This is a genomic window from Caloranaerobacter longqiensis (assembly GCF_050286925.1).
Taxonomy (GTDB): Bacteria; Bacillota; Clostridia; order Tissierellales; family Thermohalobacteraceae; genus Caloranaerobacter.
On sequence record NZ_JBFWFX010000009.1, the window covers coordinates 60332 to 82272 of the forward strand.

20 protein-coding genes are annotated in these 21941 nt (G+C 27.6%); 1 reads left to right on the forward strand and 19 read right to left on the reverse strand.

What is annotated here, in order from left to right; all coding sequences use genetic code 11:
- Positions 1-114 precede the first annotated feature (114 nt).
- Positions 115-1227 (reverse strand): ABC transporter ATP-binding protein, encoded by a 1113-nt coding sequence (locus tag AB4Y15_RS08950; RefSeq protein ID WP_427339855.1) that lies wholly within the window; start codon positions 1225-1227, stop codon positions 115-117.
- A 321-nt stretch (positions 1228-1548) separates the two neighbouring features.
- Between AB4Y15_RS08950 and AB4Y15_RS08955 the strand changes: the two genes are divergently transcribed.
- A complete protein-coding gene (locus AB4Y15_RS08955; RefSeq protein WP_427339857.1) occupies positions 1549-2148 on the forward strand; it encodes a 5-formyltetrahydrofolate cyclo-ligase in 600 nt (199 codons plus the stop codon).
- A 711-nt stretch (positions 2149-2859) separates the two neighbouring features.
- Here AB4Y15_RS08955 and AB4Y15_RS08960 read toward each other — a convergent pair.
- The 18 genes from AB4Y15_RS08960 to AB4Y15_RS09045 all read right to left on the reverse strand — a co-directional run bounded on the left by AB4Y15_RS08960 (position 2860) and on the right by AB4Y15_RS09045 (position 21903).
- On the reverse strand, positions 2860-3324 hold the full coding sequence (locus AB4Y15_RS08960) for a hypothetical protein (protein WP_427339858.1): 465 nt from the start codon (positions 3322-3324) through the stop codon (positions 2860-2862).
- Entirely contained in the window at positions 3317-3532 is a 216-nt protein-coding gene (locus AB4Y15_RS08965; protein ID WP_427339860.1) for a hypothetical protein, read from the reverse strand. The genes AB4Y15_RS08960 and AB4Y15_RS08965 overlap by 8 nt, the downstream gene beginning before the upstream one ends.
- A gap of 329 nt (positions 3533-3861) precedes the next feature.
- Positions 3862-3999 carry a hypothetical protein gene (locus AB4Y15_RS08970; RefSeq protein WP_427339861.1) on the reverse strand — a complete coding sequence of 46 codons (138 nt, stop codon included), beginning with the start codon at positions 3997-3999 and terminating at the stop codon, positions 3862-3864.
- A 275-nt stretch (positions 4000-4274) separates the two neighbouring features.
- A complete protein-coding gene (locus AB4Y15_RS08975; protein ID WP_427339863.1) occupies positions 4275-4592 on the reverse strand; it encodes a hypothetical protein in 318 nt (105 codons plus the stop codon).
- Between the two features lie 577 nt (positions 4593-5169).
- Positions 5170-5970, reverse strand: coding sequence for a group II intron reverse transcriptase/maturase (ltrA, locus tag AB4Y15_RS08980; RefSeq protein ID WP_427339865.1), 801 nt, complete (start codon positions 5968-5970; stop codon positions 5170-5172).
- Positions 5971-6518: 548 nt separating this feature from the next.
- Positions 6519-8465 (reverse strand): M28 family metallopeptidase, encoded by a 1947-nt coding sequence (locus AB4Y15_RS08985; protein WP_427339867.1) that lies wholly within the window; start codon positions 8463-8465, stop codon positions 6519-6521.
- A 681-nt stretch (positions 8466-9146) separates the two neighbouring features.
- A complete protein-coding gene (locus tag AB4Y15_RS08990) occupies positions 9147-11531 on the reverse strand; it encodes a Lon protease family protein (RefSeq protein WP_427339869.1) in 2385 nt (794 codons plus the stop codon).
- Positions 11532-11678: 147 nt separating this feature from the next.
- Positions 11679-13361, reverse strand: a complete 1683-nt coding sequence (locus AB4Y15_RS08995) for an ABC transporter ATP-binding protein (protein ID WP_427339870.1) — start codon at positions 13359-13361, stop codon at positions 11679-11681.
- A gap of 146 nt (positions 13362-13507) precedes the next feature.
- Entirely contained in the window at positions 13508-14302 is a 795-nt protein-coding gene (locus AB4Y15_RS09000) for an ABC transporter permease (RefSeq protein ID WP_427339871.1), read from the reverse strand.
- A gap of 4 nt (positions 14303-14306) precedes the next feature.
- Complete coding sequence (locus AB4Y15_RS09005; RefSeq protein WP_427339872.1) at positions 14307-15113, reverse strand: ABC transporter permease; 807 nt, start codon at positions 15111-15113, stop codon at positions 14307-14309.
- Between the two features lie 57 nt (positions 15114-15170).
- Positions 15171-16166 (reverse strand): ABC transporter ATP-binding protein, encoded by a 996-nt coding sequence (locus AB4Y15_RS09010; RefSeq protein ID WP_427339874.1) that lies wholly within the window; start codon positions 16164-16166, stop codon positions 15171-15173.
- A gap of 83 nt (positions 16167-16249) precedes the next feature.
- Entirely contained in the window at positions 16250-16705 is a 456-nt protein-coding gene (locus AB4Y15_RS09015; RefSeq protein ID WP_427339876.1) for a S24/S26 family peptidase, read from the reverse strand.
- 213 nt (positions 16706-16918) lie between these two features.
- The gene (locus AB4Y15_RS09020) at positions 16919-17605 is read right to left on the reverse strand and encodes an SPASM domain-containing protein (protein ID WP_427339878.1); all 687 of its coding nucleotides are present in this window, start codon (positions 17603-17605) and stop codon (positions 16919-16921) included.
- A gap of 2 nt (positions 17606-17607) precedes the next feature.
- Positions 17608-18246 carry a radical SAM protein gene (locus tag AB4Y15_RS09025; RefSeq protein ID WP_427339905.1) on the reverse strand — a complete coding sequence of 213 codons (639 nt, stop codon included), beginning with the start codon at positions 18244-18246 and terminating at the stop codon, positions 17608-17610.
- Positions 18247-18270: 24 nt separating this feature from the next.
- The gene (locus tag AB4Y15_RS09030; RefSeq protein WP_427339879.1) at positions 18271-18396 is read right to left on the reverse strand and encodes a hypothetical protein; all 126 of its coding nucleotides are present in this window, start codon (positions 18394-18396) and stop codon (positions 18271-18273) included.
- A gap of 384 nt (positions 18397-18780) precedes the next feature.
- Complete coding sequence (locus AB4Y15_RS09035) at positions 18781-19866, reverse strand: LysM peptidoglycan-binding domain-containing protein (RefSeq protein WP_427339881.1); 1086 nt, start codon at positions 19864-19866, stop codon at positions 18781-18783.
- A gap of 110 nt (positions 19867-19976) precedes the next feature.
- Positions 19977-20417 carry a protease complex subunit PrcB family protein gene (locus AB4Y15_RS09040; RefSeq protein WP_427339882.1) on the reverse strand — a complete coding sequence of 147 codons (441 nt, stop codon included), beginning with the start codon at positions 20415-20417 and terminating at the stop codon, positions 19977-19979.
- Positions 20418-20619: 202 nt separating this feature from the next.
- Positions 20620-21903: a glycoside hydrolase family 18 protein gene (locus AB4Y15_RS09045; RefSeq protein ID WP_427339884.1), complete on the reverse strand. Its 1284-nt coding sequence runs from the start codon at positions 21901-21903 to the stop codon at positions 20620-20622.
- Between the last annotated feature and the right edge of the window lie 38 nt (positions 21904-21941).

Here is a 21941-nt window from a genome sequence, read left to right on the forward strand (position 1 = left end):
TAAAACATTTTTAGACATAAAAAAGCAGAAGAAACTCTCTCTATGTAATTTCTTCTGCTTTTTTCTTCAATATCCTTTATTTCTCTTAATTTAATAACATTTAATAATTTAACCCTATAATATTGAAACTTCTGTATCTTTATCAAATAAATGTATTCTATTCTTGTCTAAAGCTAATTCAATTACATCTCCTATTCTCGCTTTACTTCTTGAATCTACCCTTGCTATTGCATTATTACCTTCAATGTTTATATATAGATAAGTTTCTGAACCCATCATTTCAGTTACTTCTACCTTAGCTTTAACAACACTATCTCTAGAAGCTTCAATAAATACTTTTTCATCATGAATATCTTCAGGTCTTATACCCATTACTACTTTCTTTCCAAAATATCCTTTTTGTTTAACAATTTTAGCTTTTCCTTCTGGCAATTTTATCTTTACATTACCAAATACTAAATTACAATCATTAACATCATTTCCTTCTATGACAACATCAATAAAGTTCATTTGTGGACTACCTATAAATCCTGCAACAAACATATTAGCAGGTTTTTCATATACTTCTTGCGGAGTTGCAGCTTGCTGAATAACTCCGTCTTTCATAACAACTATTCTATCTCCCATTGTCATTGCTTCTGTCTGGTCATGAGTAACATATATAAATGTAGTTTGAAGTCTTTTATGAAGCTTGATAATCTCAGTTCTTGTTTGTACTCTTAATTTTGCATCTAAGTTTGATAACGGCTCGTCCATTAAAAACACTTTAGGCTCTCTTACTATGGCTCTACCTAAAGCAACCCTCTGTCTTTGTCCACCAGATAGAGCTTTTGGTTTTCTATCAAGTAGATTTTCTATTCCTAAAATTTTAGCAGCTTCTTTAACTTTTCTATCTATTTCTGCTTTAGGAACTTTTCTAAGTTTTAATCCAAATGCCATATTATCATATACACTCATATGAGGATATAATGCATAATTCTGGAACACCATTGCAATATCTCTGTCTTTTGGTGGTACATCGTTAACTAATTTATCTCCAATATAAAGCTCACCTTTAGAAATCTCTTCAAGTCCTGCAACCATTCTTAATGTTGTTGATTTACCACATCCTGAAGGTCCTACTAAAACGATAAACTCTTTATCTTTTATCTCAAGGTTGAAATCATTTACAGCTGTAACATTGCCAGGATATATTTTATAGATATGCTTAAAAGTTAAACTTGCCATCTAAATGCCTCCTTTTACAAATTCTTTATATCCCACATATAAGTTTATATGAATTAACTGTTTAATTCTATTGGTATAATAAACAAAAATTATTGATAAATTTAAACAATTTGCACAATAGTTATGGTATAGTTTTAATAGGTGCTAGGTACTCGATACCGGCTATTCGCAGTTCGCTATTCACTTTTCGATAGGTGCAAAAATGTAAAATTGAAAATGTAAAATGTAAAATTAATTTGGTATTCGTAATTCGCTGTTAATAAATAAAAAGCTAAAAGCGAAGGACGAGTAGCGAAAAAAGATATAAATGAGGTGAAATTCATGAATAAGAATGAATTAAGAAAAAAAATACTTAACAAAAGAAAAGAACTTTCTAACGAAGCTGTAATCTCTTTAAGCAATAAAATAATAGATTTATTAATAAATACAACATTTTATAAAAACGCTAATTACATTATGACTTATATTGATTTTAGAAATGAAGTAAAAACAGAAAGACTAATCAGAAAATCTCTAGAAATAGGCAAAAAAATTATAATTCCCATAAGCTTAACAAAATCCAAAGAATTACTTCTTTCAGAATTAAGAGATTATGATAATGAACTTACAACTGGTACATATGGCATATTAGAACCTAAAAAAGAGTTCATAAGAGAAGTCTCTGCGGAAATTTTAGATTTAATTATCGTTCCAGGAGTCGTATTTGATAAAAGAGGCTATAGAATAGGCTATGGCGGTGGATATTATGATCGTTTTCTACTTAATATAGATAAATCAGTGCCAAAAGTAGCTCTAGCTTTTGACTTTCAAGTTGTTGAAAAAATAGACGAAGAAAAACATGACATTCCTGTAGATTATATAATAACTGAAAAAGGTGTCAGAACAGTTTCAGTTGCATCTTCAATAAACGTAACTTTATAACCTCTATCAAATCCAGCTATTGCAGTAAACATACAACAATACTCATTAAATACTTTAAACGAACTTAAAGGGTACTAAACAAAAAAATTAATTGCTACAATGAATAATGCTTATGCTAAATATTGTATAAAACAAATGATAGTCAAGAATATAAGAATAGACTGTAGCCACATTCTAATATAAATGGACTCCTATAGATATAACTTTGCGAGCAAAACTTAAGAAAATTTTTAATATTATCTTGGGGTATAAATATGCTTATTTGCTGAATGAAATTACATTTATACCAATCGGTGGGGGTAGTACGCCCTTTTTAAAAATATATTTTTAGTTGTATTAATCAAAAACTTAAGTCTATTGACAGTGAAATAGTATTTCAGGCTCAAACTGAACTTAATATTACTGCTTAAAAGTATTTAATCTTCGGGCTTAAAAATTAAGCTCTCTTTTTTCTTTTTAAGAATGAGATAATGTGACTTTTTTGTATCCATTTAATACTATATTCTGTTAATTTAATCATTAAAATCACCCATTTTTCATATGTAAGTATTAATTTCAAGATATTAAAATCAAAAATAAAGAGGGACAACCTCCTATTGGCTATCCCTTTTCTTTAGTGAACTGGGCTAGTTTATTGTTATTAACCATAGATTGTTTTGTTATATCAACGCGAATAGTTCAGGCTAAATTATAACATAATTGTCATATTTTTTATGTATCAATCTTGTAATAATAAAATATATTATTAACTTCATCATACAGGCATAGCGAAAAATTATATGCCAAAGGATTTTTAAAATCAGTCTTACCTCTATCAACAAAATACCACTTTCCTTTTTCTATCTTAGGTAAATTTACCTTTTTAGCTATCGATACCACACTATTATCTTTATATAAAAACTCATATAATTCAGTCGTTAACGGCAATTCAACCCAGCCTACATCTTCTAATTCAATTTGTTCTGCACATTCCAATTTGTATAAAGCCTGCCCCTCATAAGGGACTCCGCCATAATCATCATATATTGTTGAAACATTTAATTTTTTGCTATCAATATCTAATTTGAAAGTATTTACAAACTCCTTAGCTACATTATCATTTTTACTACAACCACTAAACAGAATCAATATTAAAACTAAACTAATTGCTACTATACGACAACACCATTTATTCATAAACATCCTCCTTGAAGTTAATGTTTATGATAATCTTATTAAAAATGCCAGTATTTTGTGATAGCCAACCCCAGTTATTTACCATCGACGCAAACAAAGAATCATATTGATTATCAAACACAAAATCAAATACGTCATAAACATTTACATTGTATTTACTACCAAATTTGCAAACAGTGAATGTTGCATTATGTAATGCATAAAACAAATCTGAATTATCGCTCTTTGTAAACTCTTATACCGAACGACTATAAGTTTTATTATTTCTCTTTATATACGACATATGATTTTTATAAACACTTGTTTCTACAATTTTATCTCGAAACAACCCTCCATTATTTTCAAATTTATACCCAACACGGAATATTCAATCGCTTTAACCACACATGTATATCCCTTCAACTTAGCAATCTGTGCCGCAGCTAGCCAAGCAAGTTTTAACTGTATAAATATATTAAATATATTCTTAGGACTTGATGTGACTCTATAGTTATTTTATCTATAAGAAAAATCGTTTATTGAGATATCTGATATGTATTAATTCAATTCCTCAACAGTCATATTTTTAAAATTAGCAGTTTCAGAAACAATCAACTGACTATTTTCTCTAACAAGCATATCCTCGCTTTGAAGTAGTGTCTTTTGAGTAATATCTAACTCAGGTAATTGTTCCAAGATTGCATTACTTTTGTAAAATCCCAAGCTATATGCGAACTCATTTTAGATAGGCAATTCATTAGCATAAACATTTATGCTAATACCAACAATAATAGTGATTACCATAAACATTGATAAAATTTTCTTAAACATAAATACTATCTCCTTTTGTTATTCGTAGTGTCAAAAGATTAGAGCAAATTTGACGCCCAGACATTGAAATTTGAATAATATATAGGTTTGGTTGTCCAAAATAAAGGGGCTTAATAGTTCTAAAATAGTAAGTAACATTTTTACGTATAATATTTTCTTAATGTAATACGATAAACTATATAATCTACAATGATAATAACTACAATAAAAGCATCTACAGCATCATTTTTAATATAATATGCTGTAAAACTAAGAGTAATATATAGACAACCTATTGTATAGGCGTGAAAAGATAAAACCTTTAAATACCCCTCCATATCAATTATATTCCTTAAAGGCCAATTTTTTTTTATATCTATTACCCCATTTTTCATAAGCATTCCCATCACTATTACCGTAATTCCTAACAATAAAGAAGTTAATGGGTGTAAAATAATATCCATAATGGTATCATCCATATTATATCCCCTCATTTAGTCTTATATTATTATGCTTGTTTATAAGGTTTATATCCACTTATTAGCTGACTAATTTATTCTATAAACAAACTACCTAATATCCAAACAATACTTCTCCTGCAGTTTCATAGAAATAATCTAAATTACCGTTGGTCTACAGCAAAAGAAATAGTTGTCATATTTATTAAAATACAAAATACTAAAACAACACTAATTATCACTTTATTCATTTTTAATCTCCTCTCCCCCTATAGATATTGTCAATATTATAAATTTCAATACCCAAGTATTAGAATTCAAATACACAATCCTTAAAACCTATTATCAAATATTCTTATTATATAAACTTGCAACCAATCTTTTATTTGGCGCCCTTGGATATATCATATTTCTTACCTCTTTTCCTGTGTCTTTTAGCCAATTGCAAAATTTTATAATTATCAAAAAAACCATAATTTGTTATGTTTTAAAGAATTTTCTCGTTTATGGGTATGAATAAAATCTTTCTAAACTTATTTAAATCTAAATTGAAGATTTTATTATACAACTTAATTAAATAATTCCCTTATTCATTTTATTAAATAAAATTAAAAAGGAATTTTGTTATGCTTTTCATGACCCTTTTCCCTGCTCTCTGGCTTTTGACATAAATGTTATAGTCATCGGCATATCTTATGAATTTATGTCCTCTTGCTTCTAGTTCTTTATCTAATACATCCAGAAGGATATTACTAAGTATTGGACTAATAGGTCCTCCTTGCGGCGTCCCCTCTTCTGTTTTCGTGTATAGCCTTCCTATCATTACCCCTGATTCTAGGTATTTACGTATCAGCCTTAATACTCTTTCATCTTTTATTTTCCTCGCTAAAATTGACATGAGAATATCATGATTAACTCTATCAAAGAACTTTTCCAGGTCTATATCCACTACCCATGTATATCCTTCATTTATATATTCTTTCGCCTTCTTTACTGCCATATGAGCATTTCTGCCAGGTCTAAATCTATAACTATTTTCGGAAAACTCTTTATCGTAGACTTCTATTAATACTTGTGCTATTGCTTGTTGTATAAATCTATCTACCACCGTAGGTATTCCTAACAGTCTAACTCCTCCATTTGGCTTTGGAATTTCTACTCTCATAACCGGTTGTGATTTGTATTTCTCCATAGCTATTTCTTCTACTAAGGCTCCGCCATGTTGTTTCAAGAAAGATAGAAGTTCATCTATCTTCATTCCATCTATTCCATGACTTCCTCTATTCTTCTTTACTTTCTTATATGCTTTGTTTAGGTTGTCACTGTGAAGAATTTGTTCTAGAAGATTTGCAGTATCTAGTTGAACTCTGGCTTTCACTATCGAAGATGCCAAAGGCATACTACACGCTTCCTTCCTATCTCAGACTTCCAGTCCTACTTCAGTCGGAGAGCCTTCATATGAAGTTTTCTGTGGTCTTTGCATACCTCTTGAATCTTTCAATGTTACTTACCTCCCCAATGTTCGGTTCTTCCCTATCTGTCCTAGGTTTAGATAGGTACTATGACCTCTGCTGACTTCTCAAGGTTCAGCTATACATCACTGTATAGGTTGCCATCTTGAAATTCATCTAAATGACGTACCCTTGAGACCTCCCGGGGTAAGCATAACCACTTTCCTCCCATATATCCGCCACATTTACTGCATAAACCTTCGGACCGTTTTGGGTTTCGTTTTGTTATGCAAACTCACCCGATTTATACAGCCTCGAATGTAATTCATATACCTCGAACCAGGATTTTGCCTCCGGCTTCCTTCAGATTCCACCTCACGATGGACACCCTTGCCTTTGGCTAGTGGTTGGCACGGTCAACCCCCACAGTGGACTTTCACCACCTAGTTGTTACGCATGTCCGGCGCACATACAAAAAAGTAAATGATTTTTTTATCTACTTTTCCTGTAGCCAATCTATTAGACCTTTAATAATCCCCTCTATATTATTATTCTTAATAAACCTTATAATTTCCTCATCATTTTTACATTCATCTATAAAACGACTCTCTACTCGTGTTAAATATACTTTGTTCTTATCTTCTTGTTTCACATATAAAGCGTCTATATGTTTCTCTTTTTTCTTATCTTCCCCTCTTTTTAAAAAAAACATATAATTTTCTGTTTTTATTTTACTATCACAATCTATATTATTCCAAATATTGTTATATGTATCCATTTCATTTTTATCATCTTTAAAAAACGTTTCTATCAATATTGAGATAAATGGTAAATTTTTATTTTCATCATAATAAATTATTTCAACATTATTGATATTTGATGCTAAAATCTTATCTTTATAAACCTTTCCAACAACATGCTCATCAATATCCGGTATTTTAAAAGCGCATCTATAATCTGTAATAAAAATTCCCTCTAATTTAATACCTGCTATTTCTTCTGGTATAAAATCTAAATCATTATTATATATTTTACTAACTTCCTCTTTATTACCTTTAAAACTACTTTTCCTAACACAATAGTTTTCCCCATTTATTTCTACAAACTTATATTCACCAAAATTTAATTTATTTCTTTCTTCATCAAGTTCCTTACGTATTCTGTCATAATATAATTCACTTTCGTTTTTTTCTATTTCTGAACTTAAATATTTAATCAAAAACTCACTTAATATCTTACTTATTTTATTCATATAAACTATATCAAGTTTATCTAAATTATCTATTGTTGTATGAATTACATTAATATCTGCTCCAGTACTAATATTTACAGCGTTTTCAAATGAAATATGATCACTACAAAACTCTTTAGTAGTAATCTCAGCTTTCATTCCTTTATCTTCAATAAATTCCTTTATTTTATTTGCAATACTATTAGATTCTATAGTTCCTTTCGAATCAATCATTACCTTATCTTTACCCTTTTGTCCTACACAGTCTAAATTTATATTTTCTATTTTTATATAATCATCGTTTAATAATAATGCAAGATTATGACTACCTACTAATCCTGCTTCTTCACCATTTATTGCACAAAAAATCAGGTCTTTATTTAATTGATTTGTATTCGCATATTCTGACAGTCTTTTTAATATATCTAACAGTACGGATATACCTGAAGCATTATCTACAGCACCTCTCCATACTCTATCCCCTATGCCACCAACATGATCTAAATGTGCTGTTATTAAAATAGCTTCATCTCTTACTTTCCCAGGTATTACACCTATAATATTATTTTCTTCAATTACTTTCTTCTCATAATCCATAGAAATACTTACTTGCTGCCCAGTACTATCTTTTAAAATATCATATACTTCTTTTGTTACATCTAAAATTATTTTTTCATTTTGTGCTCGTTCAGTTAATACTTGGTTACAAAAAGTCTCATTTAACAAAATAAATCCCTTTATGTTTGACTCTTGATTTAATTTTTTTATAACATCATATTTTTTTGCTAATATTATACAATCTTCTCCATTTATATTTTCAGTATAAATTGGCAGTTTTAAATCTATTTTATTAAAAAAATTCACCTTATAATCCTTTCCGTTTTTAAATCTTCTAATTACATTATTAGGAAGAATTAACTCAAATTTTACATCATTTATATTGACTAACGTTTGAGGATAAGAATGATAGTATGTACCATTATACGGTTTAAGCCCATATTCTTTAAACTTTTTAACTATATAATCTTGCGCTAATCTATTTCCTTTCGTACCTACTAGTCTACCATTACACTGATCTGATGTTAAATATTGTAATGCATCCTCTATTGTAGTTTTTTCTTTATAATTTAGTGAATCAGTGGTACTACATGCAGAAATAACTAATATAATACATAGAAATAATGTAACTAATTTTATATTTTTATTTATCAAAGCACCACTTCCCCTATATGTAATTAAAAATCAAAAGAAAAGAAAAACCTAATGAAAACTTTGCTTCCCATTTTATTTTTAAAATGTTTTTTATACCTACAGTGATAATTACCCTTTTGACAACTTCATCCTCAAATTTATAATACTAACATATAAAAACTACTAATTATTATAATGAATAATATTTATGCTAGATATACTGTATAAAACAACTAATTGTTAAAAATATAAGAATAGATTGCAGCCACATTCTAATATAAATGGACTCATCTTTTTTTATATTTTTTAATATACATATATGATTTAAATAAATAAAAATTGGACCTGTTAATACAAAAAATTGTACTAATAATTGTAAAAATATTCTCATATAGAATTCCCCTTTATAGTTAAAATACCATTTATCACTATATAGCGAAAATAATAAACCGCTACTACATCAATAACTTAAACTGATAGAAACTAATCTCGCTTTTATTTGATGCCCTTGGATATATCATGTTTCTCACCTCTCTTCTTGACTAATAATTGTTATACATTTTACATGTTAACTATTTTCTTCCGTTTATGTTATTATAAACAAATTATCTCTAAAATGCAACAATTCAGTAATTTTGATGAATATACAAAAAAGCAGCCTATTTAAGGCTGCTTTTATATTGCTGTATAAAAAATGTTGTCTTAATCATATTCTCTATTTATATTAGCATATTTATCTAGTTTTTTCTGTACTAAATAGTTTACAGTGCCAACTGGATATCTTCCCTTATCATCCATTTCTCCAGCCGGAACGCCAGTTAAAATTTCTATACCTTCTTCAATAGTTTTTACAGCATAAATCGTGAACTTTCCTTCTTCAACTGCTTGAATTACTTCATCACTTAACATAAGATTTTTGATGTTTTGATAAGGAATTATAACACCTTCTCCACCTTTAAATCCCTTACTCTTACAAACCTTATAGAATCCTTCAATTTTTTCATTTACTCCTCCTATTGGCTGCACTATTCCCTTCTGATTTACAGAACCTGTAACAGCTATTGCCTGATTTATTGGTAAATCTGAAAGGCTAGATAATAACGCATATAACTCAGTACTCGAAGCACTATCACCGTCTATAAATTCATAAGACTGCTCAAAAGTTATACTTGCAGTTAAAGATAAAGGCTTTTCTCTTGCATATTTTTCCCCAATATATCCACTTAAAATTAGAACTCCTTTGTCATGTATGCTTCCACTTTTTTGTACTTCTCTTTCTATATTTATTATTCCTTCTTTTCCAACAAATGTTGAAACTGTTATCTTATTTGGTCTACCAAAAGAATATTGTCCTGAATCCATAACGGCTAATCCATTTATTTCTCCAACTTTCCATCCTGATGTTTCTATAAGCAACGTACCATCTTTAAACAATTCCTGTAATTTTTCTTCATATTTATTATTCCTATATATCTTCTCTTCTATTGCCTTTACTACATGTTTATCTATAACTACTGAATCTCCCATAGCCTCAGCCCAAGCATCAGCTTCATAAAGTAACTCAACAATTTCGTTAAATCTAGCAGTAAGTTTTGTTTGGTCTTCCGCTAATCTTGAACAGTATTCGACTATTTTACCAATAGCTGATTTATGAAAATGTCTTAAATTCTCATCTTTACAATGTAATGCGATAAATGATGCTATTTTCCTTATATTTTCTTCATTTCTTTCCATTTCAATATCAAAATCAGCTCTTATCTTAAAAAGTTTCTTAAAATCATCATCATGATTGTATAGCAGCTGATATGTATAATAATCTCCAATCACAATTACCTTAACATCTAAAGGTATAGGCTCAGGTTTTATTGTTTCTGCTACAACACTACCTTTTATAATGTTTTCTATTTTTATTTCACCACTAATTAATGCTCTTTTAAGTCCATCCCATGCGAATGGATTAGCTAATATATCTTTTGCTTGTATTATTAAATAACCTCCATTTGCTTCATGTATAGCCCCTGGTTTAATTCTTGTATGATCGGTTTTCAACACGGTTGATTCATTGACATATTCTATTTTACCTAATAAATTATAATAGTTAGGATTAACTTCTCTAATTACAGGTGCTCCTTGACAATTACTGTTATCTATAAATAGATTTATTTCATATCTTTTAAAAAAATCTTCATGTTTAGATGATTTACCAATTATCTCATTCAATTTACTGCTTTCTTCTTTATCTAAAAACTGACTTAAATTATTGATTATATCATCTTCCATTTCTTTTAAAAATTTTTCTATTTTCTCATTGTCTTTATATTTTTTTATTAATTGGTCTAAATAAAAATCAACAACATCAAAAGCTACCTTTTCATTAAGCTGTTTTAATCTATCTCTCAACTGTTCATCTAATTTTCTAAACTTATTAAAAATATCATAAGCTTCAACACTTAACTTGTTCGAATTCTCTCTTAGCTTAATTATTTCCTCTTCTGAAATATTTTCTAAATCTTCTTCACTAATAGGTCTTCCGTTTACTAATGGTATGCTTATTAGACCATTTTCATTTTGTTTAAATAGGAAACCATAATCCTTAGCTATTGTATTTAATTCATCTATTATTTCTTCAACCTTTTTCTGATAGTTATGATAAACTAAGTTTTTTCTATCTTCATATTCTCTTGATGAAAATGCCTTTGGAATATCAACTCTCAATTTTGAAATAACGTTTTCCACTTCTCTTTTGAATACTATACCTTGTCCTGCTTTAAGCCTTATAGCCTTAGGACATTCGGGCTTCTTGAAATTATAAACATAACACCAATCATCAGGAGTCTTTCTTTTTTTTGCAAAATCTTTTGCTACCGAATAAGAATAACTATTCCTTCCAGTTCCGGTAATTCCTGTAACAAATATATTGTAACCCTTTTTCTTTACAGATAGTCCGAATTTTAAAGCTTTCATTGCTCTCTCTTGACCTATGATTTCTCTTATGGGTGGTATTTCTTCTGTCGTCTCAAATTGAAAAACATTTAGATCGCAGGATTTTTTTAATTTTTCTACTGGCACTACTAAATCTTTTCTCACAAAAATCACCTCATAATTTTTTATATATTTATTACCCATAGTAAGTCTTATTAATCTATATTCTACAAATCCAAAATATTTCCTTTAATAAAGTACAGTTATATCTTCTAAACTAAAAAAAGCAGGAAAAGTATTTTAATCTAATACTTATCCTGCCATCATCTTAATTTCATTAGCATCTTCTGTAATATTTACTATTTTCCCATCCTCTATACGAATTACTTTATTGCATATAGATAATATTTCTGGTTTATGAGAAACAGCAATCAATATTTTATCACTTTTTTTGATAAGTTCCCCAATATTTGAAACAATTTCCTTTTCTATTGCACTATCTAATGATGAGGAGGCTTCGTCTAATATTATTAATTGAGAATCTCTAATCAATGTCCTAGCTAAACATATTCTCTGCCTTTCTCCTCCAGATAAGTTTGATCCAGACTCAGTTATAATATGTTCAAATCTTTCTTTAAAAGAATTAACTAAATCTAATATACAGCAAATTCTACTAACAAATTCAAGTTTTTGTTCACTATAATCTTCACCAAATGTAATATTCTCTTTTATACTTCCATTAAATAGAAAAGGAATTTGTTGCATAAGCGATATCTTTTTATAATATGATTTTTTATTTATTTCACTCAATTTTATTCCATTTATTAATATATTGCCTTTAGTTGGTTCATAAAATTTCATTATAAGATTTAGTAATGTACTTTTACCACTACCGCTAGGGCCAATTATACAAACTCTATCGCCTTTTTCAATTTTAAAACTTATATTTCTCAATACATCTTTATCTCCTGAATAGCTAAAATATACTTCTTTGAATTCTATAGATTCTATTTCATCTATGTTTTTACCGTCCTCATTCTCTTCCTCAGTATCCTCTAAAAATCCTAATATCCTTTCTGCAAATCCCAAAGTTGTCTGTAATCCTAAATTATAATCTGACAGATTTACTACAGGTTCATATATTAAAGATAGAAAAGTATAAAATGCCATCAAAGTACCAACAGATATCTCGCCTTTATATGCAAGATTACCACCAAATAAAAGAATTACAACAGGAAGACAGTGCATAATTACTATCGTAAGCCCAGTACCGCAACTTGTAAAATAAAGCAACCTCTTTACGAAAAAGAAATAATTCGATAGAGTCTCTTTAAAGTTATTTAATATATATTCTTCTTTTCCAAAAATCTTAATAGTATTAATCCCTTGAAGCTTTTCTTGGGCATCTTTCATTACATTACCATAATTTTTTCTCTCAACAGCACTTGCTTTTCTTATCTGTTTATTTAAATAATTAAATACTAAATAATATATCGGCAAAGTCAATACAACTATAAATCCTAATTTTATATTTAATACAAAAAGTGCAGTTAAAACAACAATTAGTCGTAATACATTGGCAATCAACATCGGAATACCTATTGAAGCATGTTGTGCAACAATTATCACATCATCCATTACTTTTGCAAGGGTTTCACCAATACTATTTTTTTGGAAAAAATCTACAGACTTATAAATGGCAGAACGGAACATTTTCATACGAAGATAATTAATAGCCTTATGACGTAATTTATGCCAAATATAATTTTGCATTATTTGTACAATTATATTTATTATAGTAATTGATAATATAAAAATTCCTAATTCAAGTACTCTATTCCAAGGCTCATGGCCTATTATCGCATCAATTAAATATTTTATATAAAAAATACCTAAAGCAGTAAGTAATGTTTTAAACAATATCAAACAGAGTACTATTATTTGATCTTTCCTAAATCTATTAAAAAGTTTATATAATTTGTTTAAGTTTTTCATGTGTATAACTCCTTACTAAATGTATATTCGATTCCTAAATTTTATAATCATTGAAAATGTTAAGTTCTATATGAAAATCATTTCAAATTTATCAGCAATTTAATATTCAATTATACAATAACTATATCCTTTGATTTTTTATAATACTAACTTCCTGTACTAGAATATGATCTAAGGGATTTATCCCATAAATAACATGTAATGCTAAAGAAAATTATAGATACAATAGGAGTTAATAATAGCAACCAAGCACCATATTGATAATTTGATATATAAAACAAACTAGGATAATATGCTGCAAATCCTATAGGTAAAATTACTGTTAAAATTATTCTCAAAAACTTGCTATATATACTGATAGGGTATTTCGCAAATTCATTAAGTTCCATAACCAAATCTGATAAATCTGTATTTTCTACAGTATAAAATACCATGATTGACCCTAAAAGTGATATCGAAGCATATATCAACGAAGCTGAAATTACTAATATAGGTAATACTATAAGATATATAGACATTATTCTTAATCTAATTATTGCTATAATTAATAACACTATTCCAAAAACTAATTGCCCCCATCCGTCTTCATCAAAATTATCAGTCATTATTTGAAATATTGGATGTAATGGTCTTAAAAGGAATCTATCAAATATTCCACTTTTTATATAATATGATAATGATATTGTATTAACAAAAAAACAGTGCCATATAGAATAGCTTACCGTATTAAACCCATATAGAAAAAGAATTTGATCAAATGTCCAACCATCAATATTATCTAATAAATTAAAAATGAAAATAATAATCATAAAATTCATTAGGTTTTTAAATATTAATGATATTATTCCTATTAAAAAGTCAATATCGTATATCATTACAGCTTTTAGATTAATCAGAAAATAATCAATATATAATCTACAATACTCTTTTAATTTTTGCATAGTACTAACCACCCTGTATCATCAATTTTTTAATTGAAATCTTATATAGTAATTTATATATTAAAAATACTACACCTATTGAAACAATTTGATATACAATTATCTGATATATGTTTTGTGAAGATTTATTTAATAACGTCTCGATAGGTGTATAATACATAACTTTAAATGGTAAATAATTAACAATCTTTAAAGCCCAATCTGGATATAGAGAAATAGGTAAAAACCTACCTGTTAAAATAGTTACTATAGCAAATTTTATACTTTGAATTCCCCATAAACTAGTAGTATAAAAAGATAAGATTCCTATAATTGACTCAAAAACAAATACAAAAAGATACGAAAACGCTAAAATAACAAAAAAAGGTAATATATTCTCCCAATATAATATATCAACAGAGAAAAAAATAGAAGTAATTAAAAATACAGGAATTGCTATAACTAATACTCTATATAAACTAACCCCTATCGACTCAAAAAGTAACATTCGAGTTATTGATATTGGTTTCAACAACATTAAACATATATCTCCATCTTTAACTAATTTGCTAATTGTATTACTTACATTATTTGGATACAATCTTGAAATAATCTGGCTAATCAAAAGATATTTAAACATATCATTAAAATCATATAATGGAATATATGTAGTCATATATATACTCATCCAGAGATAATATTGAATTATGATAAATAAAAAACTTGAAATAATCGAAAAAAAAGTTGCTAGTTTGTATATTTGATACTTTATAAATCCTATTTTTATTAATAATTTATTTATATTATTATTTTGTATAATATATTCAAACATTTTATAATTAATCCTCCTTGAAGATTATACAAATAAGCTATAAAATATTTCTTTATTTTATACTGACAATTCGGTTTGTGTTTCATTCTGTTTGTTGTAATATATTTCTTTTAAAACATCCTTAAAATCAGGACTTTCTATTTTTAATTCTAAAACATCGTTCAATGACAATATTGATTCCAATACTTTAGGTAATTGGTCTTTTGGCATATTGTTTATTATCATAGTATTTTCAATAATTTTATAATCAAATCGATGTAAAATTTTAGGTATGTTGTAATGTTTTTTACTATTAGTTGTTACAATTTTATTCCCTAACTTAGATAGCTTTTGTATATTATCTATATAATCATCTATCAAAACTTTCCCCTTGTCTAAAATTATTATTCTATTACATAAGTCTTTGATATCAAAAACATCATGAGTAGTTAATATTATAGTTCTATTATCATTCTTAATTTCATTTATAAAATTGATTATAGATTCTTTACTAAATATATCTAACCCTATTGTAGGCTCATCTAAAAATAAAATTTCTGGATTATGAATAAATGCAGCACCTAATTCTGCTCTCATTTTTTGTCCAAGACTTAGTGTTCTTACTGGTTGATAAATAAATTCATCTAATTTTAATACATTTCTTAATTTAGTTAATCTTTTTTTAAAGTCATCGTCGTTAACTTTATAAATTTTCTTTAGCAATTGATAAGAATCAAAGATTGGAATATCCCATCTTAATTGACATCTTTGTCCAAAAACAGCAGCTATTCTATAATTATTTTTCAATCTATTCTTGTATGGATCATTACCTAATACTTTAATCTCTCCACTTGTAGGAAAAAGAATACCTGTTAAAAGTTTAATGATAGTAGACTTACCTGCACCATTTACTCCTATCAACCCTACAATTTCCCCTTTTTCTATTTCAAAACTTACATTATTAATTGCTTTTATTTCTCGTTTATTTTTTCTGAAACCAAAATAAGATAAAAAATTCTTATTTTCTGATACAAAATATGATTTACTTACGTTTTTGACTTCAATTATTTTCATATAAACCTCCTTGCTTTGCTTAAATTAAAAACATAACAATTTATTACCTATAAACTAATTATTGTAATTTATCATTATTCTTTTCACATTTTCTCTAATTGAACTTTTGTAAATTCACCTTTATTAATTTTTATTTGTATTTTAAATTTACCAATTTGAGATTCAAATATTTTAGTAATTTTTATAATGTTCTCTTTATTAGACATATCCATAAATCCAATAATTTGATTAAACTGAATTTCATCTATATAATCTTCATTATCACCTTTCATATAAAAAATTTCATTTTTAATATTAATTATCCTATGTAAAACTAAATTGCCTAATTTACTTACATAAAGAAGAATATCACCTACTCGAGGAGAATAATGATGTATACTAGCGATGTATACAACTTCTTCTGGCTTAATAGTAGGTAACATACTTTCTCCTTCGACTTTAATTTTTATAACTTCTAACTCATTAATGGCTTTCTTTAATAATTTATATTTTTCTAATAATAATAGATTGTATAAACTTTTATTTTGAATTTCTAGCATAATTATTCTCCTTTATTTCTAAATACTTACTCCCTTTTGAGTTAAAATTTCTTAATTTTAGCTTAATGTTTTTTTATCTTCATTGTATCTATCTCTCTTATTCTTGATGTATATATGTCCCTTTAAATCTTTAATCCTAACATGTTAATTCTCCATATATAGTTCTACAATAATGTTATATTTATTTCTTTAATATTACTTGTAAAATTCATTTTAGCTCCTATTCAAAAAATAATATTTTAAATAACAACTAAAAATTCTCTGGAAATCTGCACAATTTCCCATTAACCAATTACCATGTTTCTCTATAGCTTTATAACTACATCCTTCACTACATATGTATTTATACTTACACTGCTTGCAATTTTCCATAGTAAAAACATTTCTAGAATGCCATTTAAAAATCTTTTCATCTTCAAGTAAAAACCTCTCTCTATATAATTCAATAATGAATTTTTCTAATGCTTTCTCTATATCTATACATTCAACAACCGTAATATCACCATTGATACATTTATTTGTTACTAAACATCCTCCATTACACATACCTATATACTTGCATTGATTACATTTATCTATATCGTTTATTGAAAAATTTTTCCATTTTTCATTGATATCATTAAAGCTAAGTCTAGGTTTATATACTCCTATAGCATATTCATCAATACCTACTATGTCTGTACAAGGATAAATTTTACCATCAGGATAAAAACAATATCTTCCAGGATATACTGCATCACATCCCCTAAAATTAGGGGCAACTGGCTTACCTAATTTCCAGTATTTATATACCTTAGATAAAATATTAACCTCGCTGCCATCAATCATAAAATCCTTAATTCTATTATCATTGTACTTCGCTCTTAATAGTTTAGGATAATAATCTGAAATATCAAGCACATTTAATTCATAATTATTGCCAGTATAGCTATATCTAAATTGTATTTTGCCAATAATATGCTTAAGTAAAGAATTATATTTGGCACATTATTTATTACATACTTTATATTATTAATAGAAATGTCGTATGTTCCCACATTATTAATAGACTTTTTAACCTGATTATGTATTTCTCTAGGTCCACTTAATGTAATTTTAATATACTTTATCATTTTATTATATTTATTTAGTAAATCTATAAAATCAATAAGATAAACTGCATTTGTAACAATTTCAATCTCTGGATCAAATTCCATCAACTTATCAAATATATATTCTATTACTTTCCTATTAGTAGGCAAAAGAGGTTCACCACCAAAAAAAACAATTTTGGGTTTATTATAAAAAGGTTTTATTTTTTTTATTTCTCTTATTGCTTCAATTATAAAATTAACATCTTCTATTGAAAGATTTAGTATTTCTCTTTCTCTCTCATAACCAGTAAAACAATAACTACATCTTAAATTACATGCAGTAGTTATATTTACAAATATGAAAGGGTCTAATTTACCATGTTGTGAAAAGATATATTTAGCTTTTTTTAAAAGTTTTTCATCATCACCATTATTTACTAAAAATTTATTATGTATTAAATTATCAATAGATTTTTTGCTTAATTTATCATATTATTGAGCAATCCAATATTGTTTATCATAACCCCTTAAAACAAAATAATCAAACGTTATTGTGTTAAATAGTATTAAATCATTATCAATATCAACTTCATGTAAATATTTTGTTTTTTTAAGCATATTTTCACTTCTTTCTACAAATATTTTATAAAAAAATATAGCTTATAAAAGCACTATGGCTGATTAGTTTATTTATCATTAATTATAAAAAGTTGAAAAAATAAATATATACATATACTAATGAAGTATTAATTTAAAAATCTTTTTTATATTATAAAGCTCAATTAAATAATCTCCTTAATTCTTTTATTAAATAAAATGAGAATAGTATTTTTGTTCATTATTAACAATTGTTATATATAATTATATATATATATGTGGTATGTCGACTATTTTTTTCCGTTATTGCTATTATGAATGAATTACTCCTAAAATACAACAGCTCAATAAGTATGATGAATATATAATAAAGCAGCCTATACTAAGGCTGCTTGTCTACATTTTTTATTTAATTATACCTGCTGCAATTTTAACACAATATTGATGTTTCTCATCAATTTGTCCATCTTTATGTCTTGTACTATTTAAGAAATGTATATCAAAATGTCCATCCATACCATTATCTTTTATATAATCTAAGTTAACTCCTCCACCATAACCACCACTTCTCCAAGAAGTATATACTCCACCTGGAGCATTGTCATTTCCTGCATGAGGCATTCCAGAAGCACTAGCTGCAATTCTTCTTCCTTTGTATTCAATTATTACTGGTCTTCTAGCCCAGCTAAAGCTTCCACCCCATATTTCTTTAAGTTTCTTAGTATCATAAGCTGTTAAAGTCTCAACATCTGCATGATTTGTTCCTGCAGTTCTCTTAGCCATAAAAAACTTTCCTGTATAAAAATCGACTACTTTAAATTTAGCTCCTATTGGAATGAGATATTGTGCACCTTTCCACCAATCTAGATATTCACCATATTTTTCACCAACAGTTTCCATAACAGAAACATTATAAACTGGAATAATCAATTTATCTCCAGTATATAATACAGTTTTATCATTTGCATTATTCACTTTCATTAACTCATACATTGGAATTCCGAACTTCTGACTAATCTTCCAAAAATCATCTCCCGGTTGCACAGTATAAGTTTTATATGTTTTTGTAGTTTTAGTTTCAAAATCAATACTACTTTTACTTACATTAGTACCAGTATTATTAATAGGTATCCTTAATCTATCTCCAGGATATATTAATGATGAACTATTTAACCCATTTATCTTTAACAACTCATCTAATCTTACATCAAATTTTTTACTGATAAGATAAGGTGTATCACCTTTTTTAACCTCATAGTAGAAAAAATATTCACTTTCTGGAATGTTTAACTTGTCGCCAACATATAATACAGTATTTTCATCTGCATTATTCACTTTTATTAGAGTTTCCATGCTTATCCCATATTTCTGACTAATTTTCCAATAAGTATCTCCTGGTTTAACTTCATAAGTCCAAGCGAAAACACTTGATGAAGTACCAATTATTGTTGCTGCTAAAGTTCCTACTAAAATTTTTCTTATGTTTCTCATTGTAGCCCTCCCTTTTAAGTTTATCTATATATAAATTATTTATAAATTATAATATTCCCTTTATGTAATTTATGGACAAAAAACCAAAATCATCAGCATATAGCTGATGATTAATCAACATATTCCGTTTCTAATTTAATTTTATTCGGCAATTTATTTAGTTCTGTTTTAACTACGACTGTAGGATATGTAATAACCTGAGCAACCAATTCATTCGGTTTAGGATCTTTATATTCAGCATAAACTATCAAATCAAAATTATTTTTACTTTTAACTTTTTCAATTCTGTCTATTGTAACAGTATAACCTGCTGTTCTCTTTTCTCCCCTAGTAACAATTACATATACTTCATTTTCCACCTTACATGCTAATGCTCTTTCTTCTGACATATATCTAGGAAGTAACTCTTGTATTTTTTTCGGTACTTCGTTTTTACTCAAAATTTCAAACTTCACCGTTTTACCACCCTCATTTTTTAGTATTTTAGGAACAAATATAATTCCCAAAATCACGATTACTACTATAATTAAAATCCATAACTTCCTGTTCACAAAATACCCCCTTTGTATATAAATATATTGTATATAGAAATCTTTTAATAGATTATAAACTGAATTACTCGCTAACAACTAACTGATATCAGTTATTGATGTTAATTGAAAACTGTTAAATAGTATTTTCTTTATATCATATTCCATAATAATATAAATTATGATTAATAATATTAAGTTGAGACAGGTACTTAAGTACCTGTCATACTTTTTTTATTACAAATAATTCATCTAACATAACCCAATTTTGAGGGAATGATAATCCTAGAACCCAATAACTTACTCCTCTTAAGTTATATCTATAAACTAATTTAAACTTCGCCTTAATACTTCTTGCATCTTCAAACCATACAATATGCTTATTCTTTTCTTCATCAATATAATTAAAATACGGTGCTTGCGCCTCTTTGTCATACTCAATTTTAGCACCATATTTTGCAGCAATCTTTAACGCAGTCTGTGGACTAACTCTTTTTGCCCATTCTCCTTTAGGCATATATGGCAGCGTCCAATCGTAACCATATAGCGGTATTCCTATCATAATCTTTCTACTAGGTATAACTGTTAGTGCATAATCTAATACCTTCTTTACTTGCTTTATAGGAGCTACTGCCATTGGTGGTCCACCAGACCATCCCCATTCGTATGTCATTAAAATTACAAAATCAACTATCTCTCCATGTGCTTTATAATCATGTGCTCCATGCCATGCTCCTTTTCTAACATCATAAGTCTTTGGTGCTAACGCTGTAGATACAGGATGTCCTAAAGGCTTAAGCCTATTCACTACTTTCCTTAGAAAATTATTATATAAATCTCTATCTGCTGGTGGTATTCTTTCAAAATCAATATTTAATCCTTTATAGCCCTTACTTTTCATAGTTTTAATGATATTGTCTATTAGTGTATTCTGTATTTTTTCGTCTGTTAAGATTGTATGAGCTAGTTTAGTATCAAAATTACCTCCTCTAAAGTTTGTAATAACTAAAAGAGGTGCAACATCATACTTTTTCGATTCTTGCAATATCACTTCATCTTTTATTGGATTAAGTGTTCCATCTGCATTAACTTGATAACTAAAAGGACTAATATAAGTTAAAAACTCACCAACCTCTTGTATTGTATTTTTCTCATTCTCAGCAGTTGTTGGTTCAATATAACCATTTACTTCAATTACACCATATTTTTTAGTTTTATTTGGTATTATTAGAATCATACCTGGATAAATAAAATTAGGGTTTGGTAAATTATTCGCTTCTATAATACTATCAACGGTCACACCAAATTTTCTGCTAATTGTCCATACTGTATCCCCTGGTTTTACAACATATCTAGCATAAGTCTTTGGTATTACTAACGCCTGACCTTCAATTAAATACGGTAAGTCTTGTAATTGATTAGCTTCTATAATACTTTCAGGAGTTGTCCCGTGCTTTCTTGCTATTGACCATACTGAATCACCAGGCTTAACAACGTGAATCTGCATAAAAACACCCCCTTACTCTGGCTACTAATAATATATTC

What these genes read in the sequence shown, in the direction of transcription:
- AB4Y15_RS08950 (WP_427339855.1), bottom strand. Translation starts at nt 1,227, where the DNA reads ATGGCAAGTTTAACTTTTAAGCATATCTATAAAATATATCCTGGCAAT.
- AB4Y15_RS08955 (WP_427339857.1), top strand. Translation starts at nt 1,549, where the DNA reads ATGAATAAGAATGAATTAAGAAAAAAAATACTTAACAAAAGAAAAGAA.
- AB4Y15_RS08960 (WP_427339858.1), bottom strand. Translation starts at nt 3,324, where the DNA reads ATGAATAAATGGTGTTGTCGTATAGTAGCAATTAGTTTAGTTTTAATA.
- AB4Y15_RS08975 (WP_427339863.1), bottom strand. Translation starts at nt 4,592, where the DNA reads ATGGATGATACCATTATGGATATTATTTTACACCCATTAACTTCTTTA.
- ltrA (WP_427339865.1), bottom strand. Translation starts at nt 5,970, where the DNA reads ATGCCTTTGGCATCTTCGATAGTGAAAGCCAGAGTTCAACTAGATACT.
- AB4Y15_RS08995 (WP_427339870.1), bottom strand. Translation starts at nt 13,361, where the DNA reads ATGAAAAACTTAAACAAATTATATAAACTTTTTAATAGATTTAGGAAA.
- AB4Y15_RS09000 (WP_427339871.1), bottom strand. Translation starts at nt 14,302, where the DNA reads ATGCAAAAATTAAAAGAGTATTGTAGATTATATATTGATTATTTTCTG.
- AB4Y15_RS09005 (WP_427339872.1), bottom strand. Translation starts at nt 15,113, where the DNA reads ATGTTTGAATATATTATACAAAATAATAATATAAATAAATTATTAATA.
- AB4Y15_RS09010 (WP_427339874.1), bottom strand. Translation starts at nt 16,166, where the DNA reads ATGAAAATAATTGAAGTCAAAAACGTAAGTAAATCATATTTTGTATCA.
- AB4Y15_RS09015 (WP_427339876.1), bottom strand. Translation starts at nt 16,705, where the DNA reads ATGCTAGAAATTCAAAATAAAAGTTTATACAATCTATTATTATTAGAA.
- AB4Y15_RS09030 (WP_427339879.1), bottom strand. Translation starts at nt 18,396, where the DNA reads ATGCTTAAAAAAACAAAATATTTACATGAAGTTGATATTGATAATGAT.
- AB4Y15_RS09035 (WP_427339881.1), bottom strand. Translation starts at nt 19,866, where the DNA reads ATGAGAAACATAAGAAAAATTTTAGTAGGAACTTTAGCAGCAACAATA.
- AB4Y15_RS09045 (WP_427339884.1), bottom strand. Translation starts at nt 21,903, where the DNA reads ATGCAGATTCACGTTGTTAAGCCTGGTGATTCAGTATGGTCAATAGCA.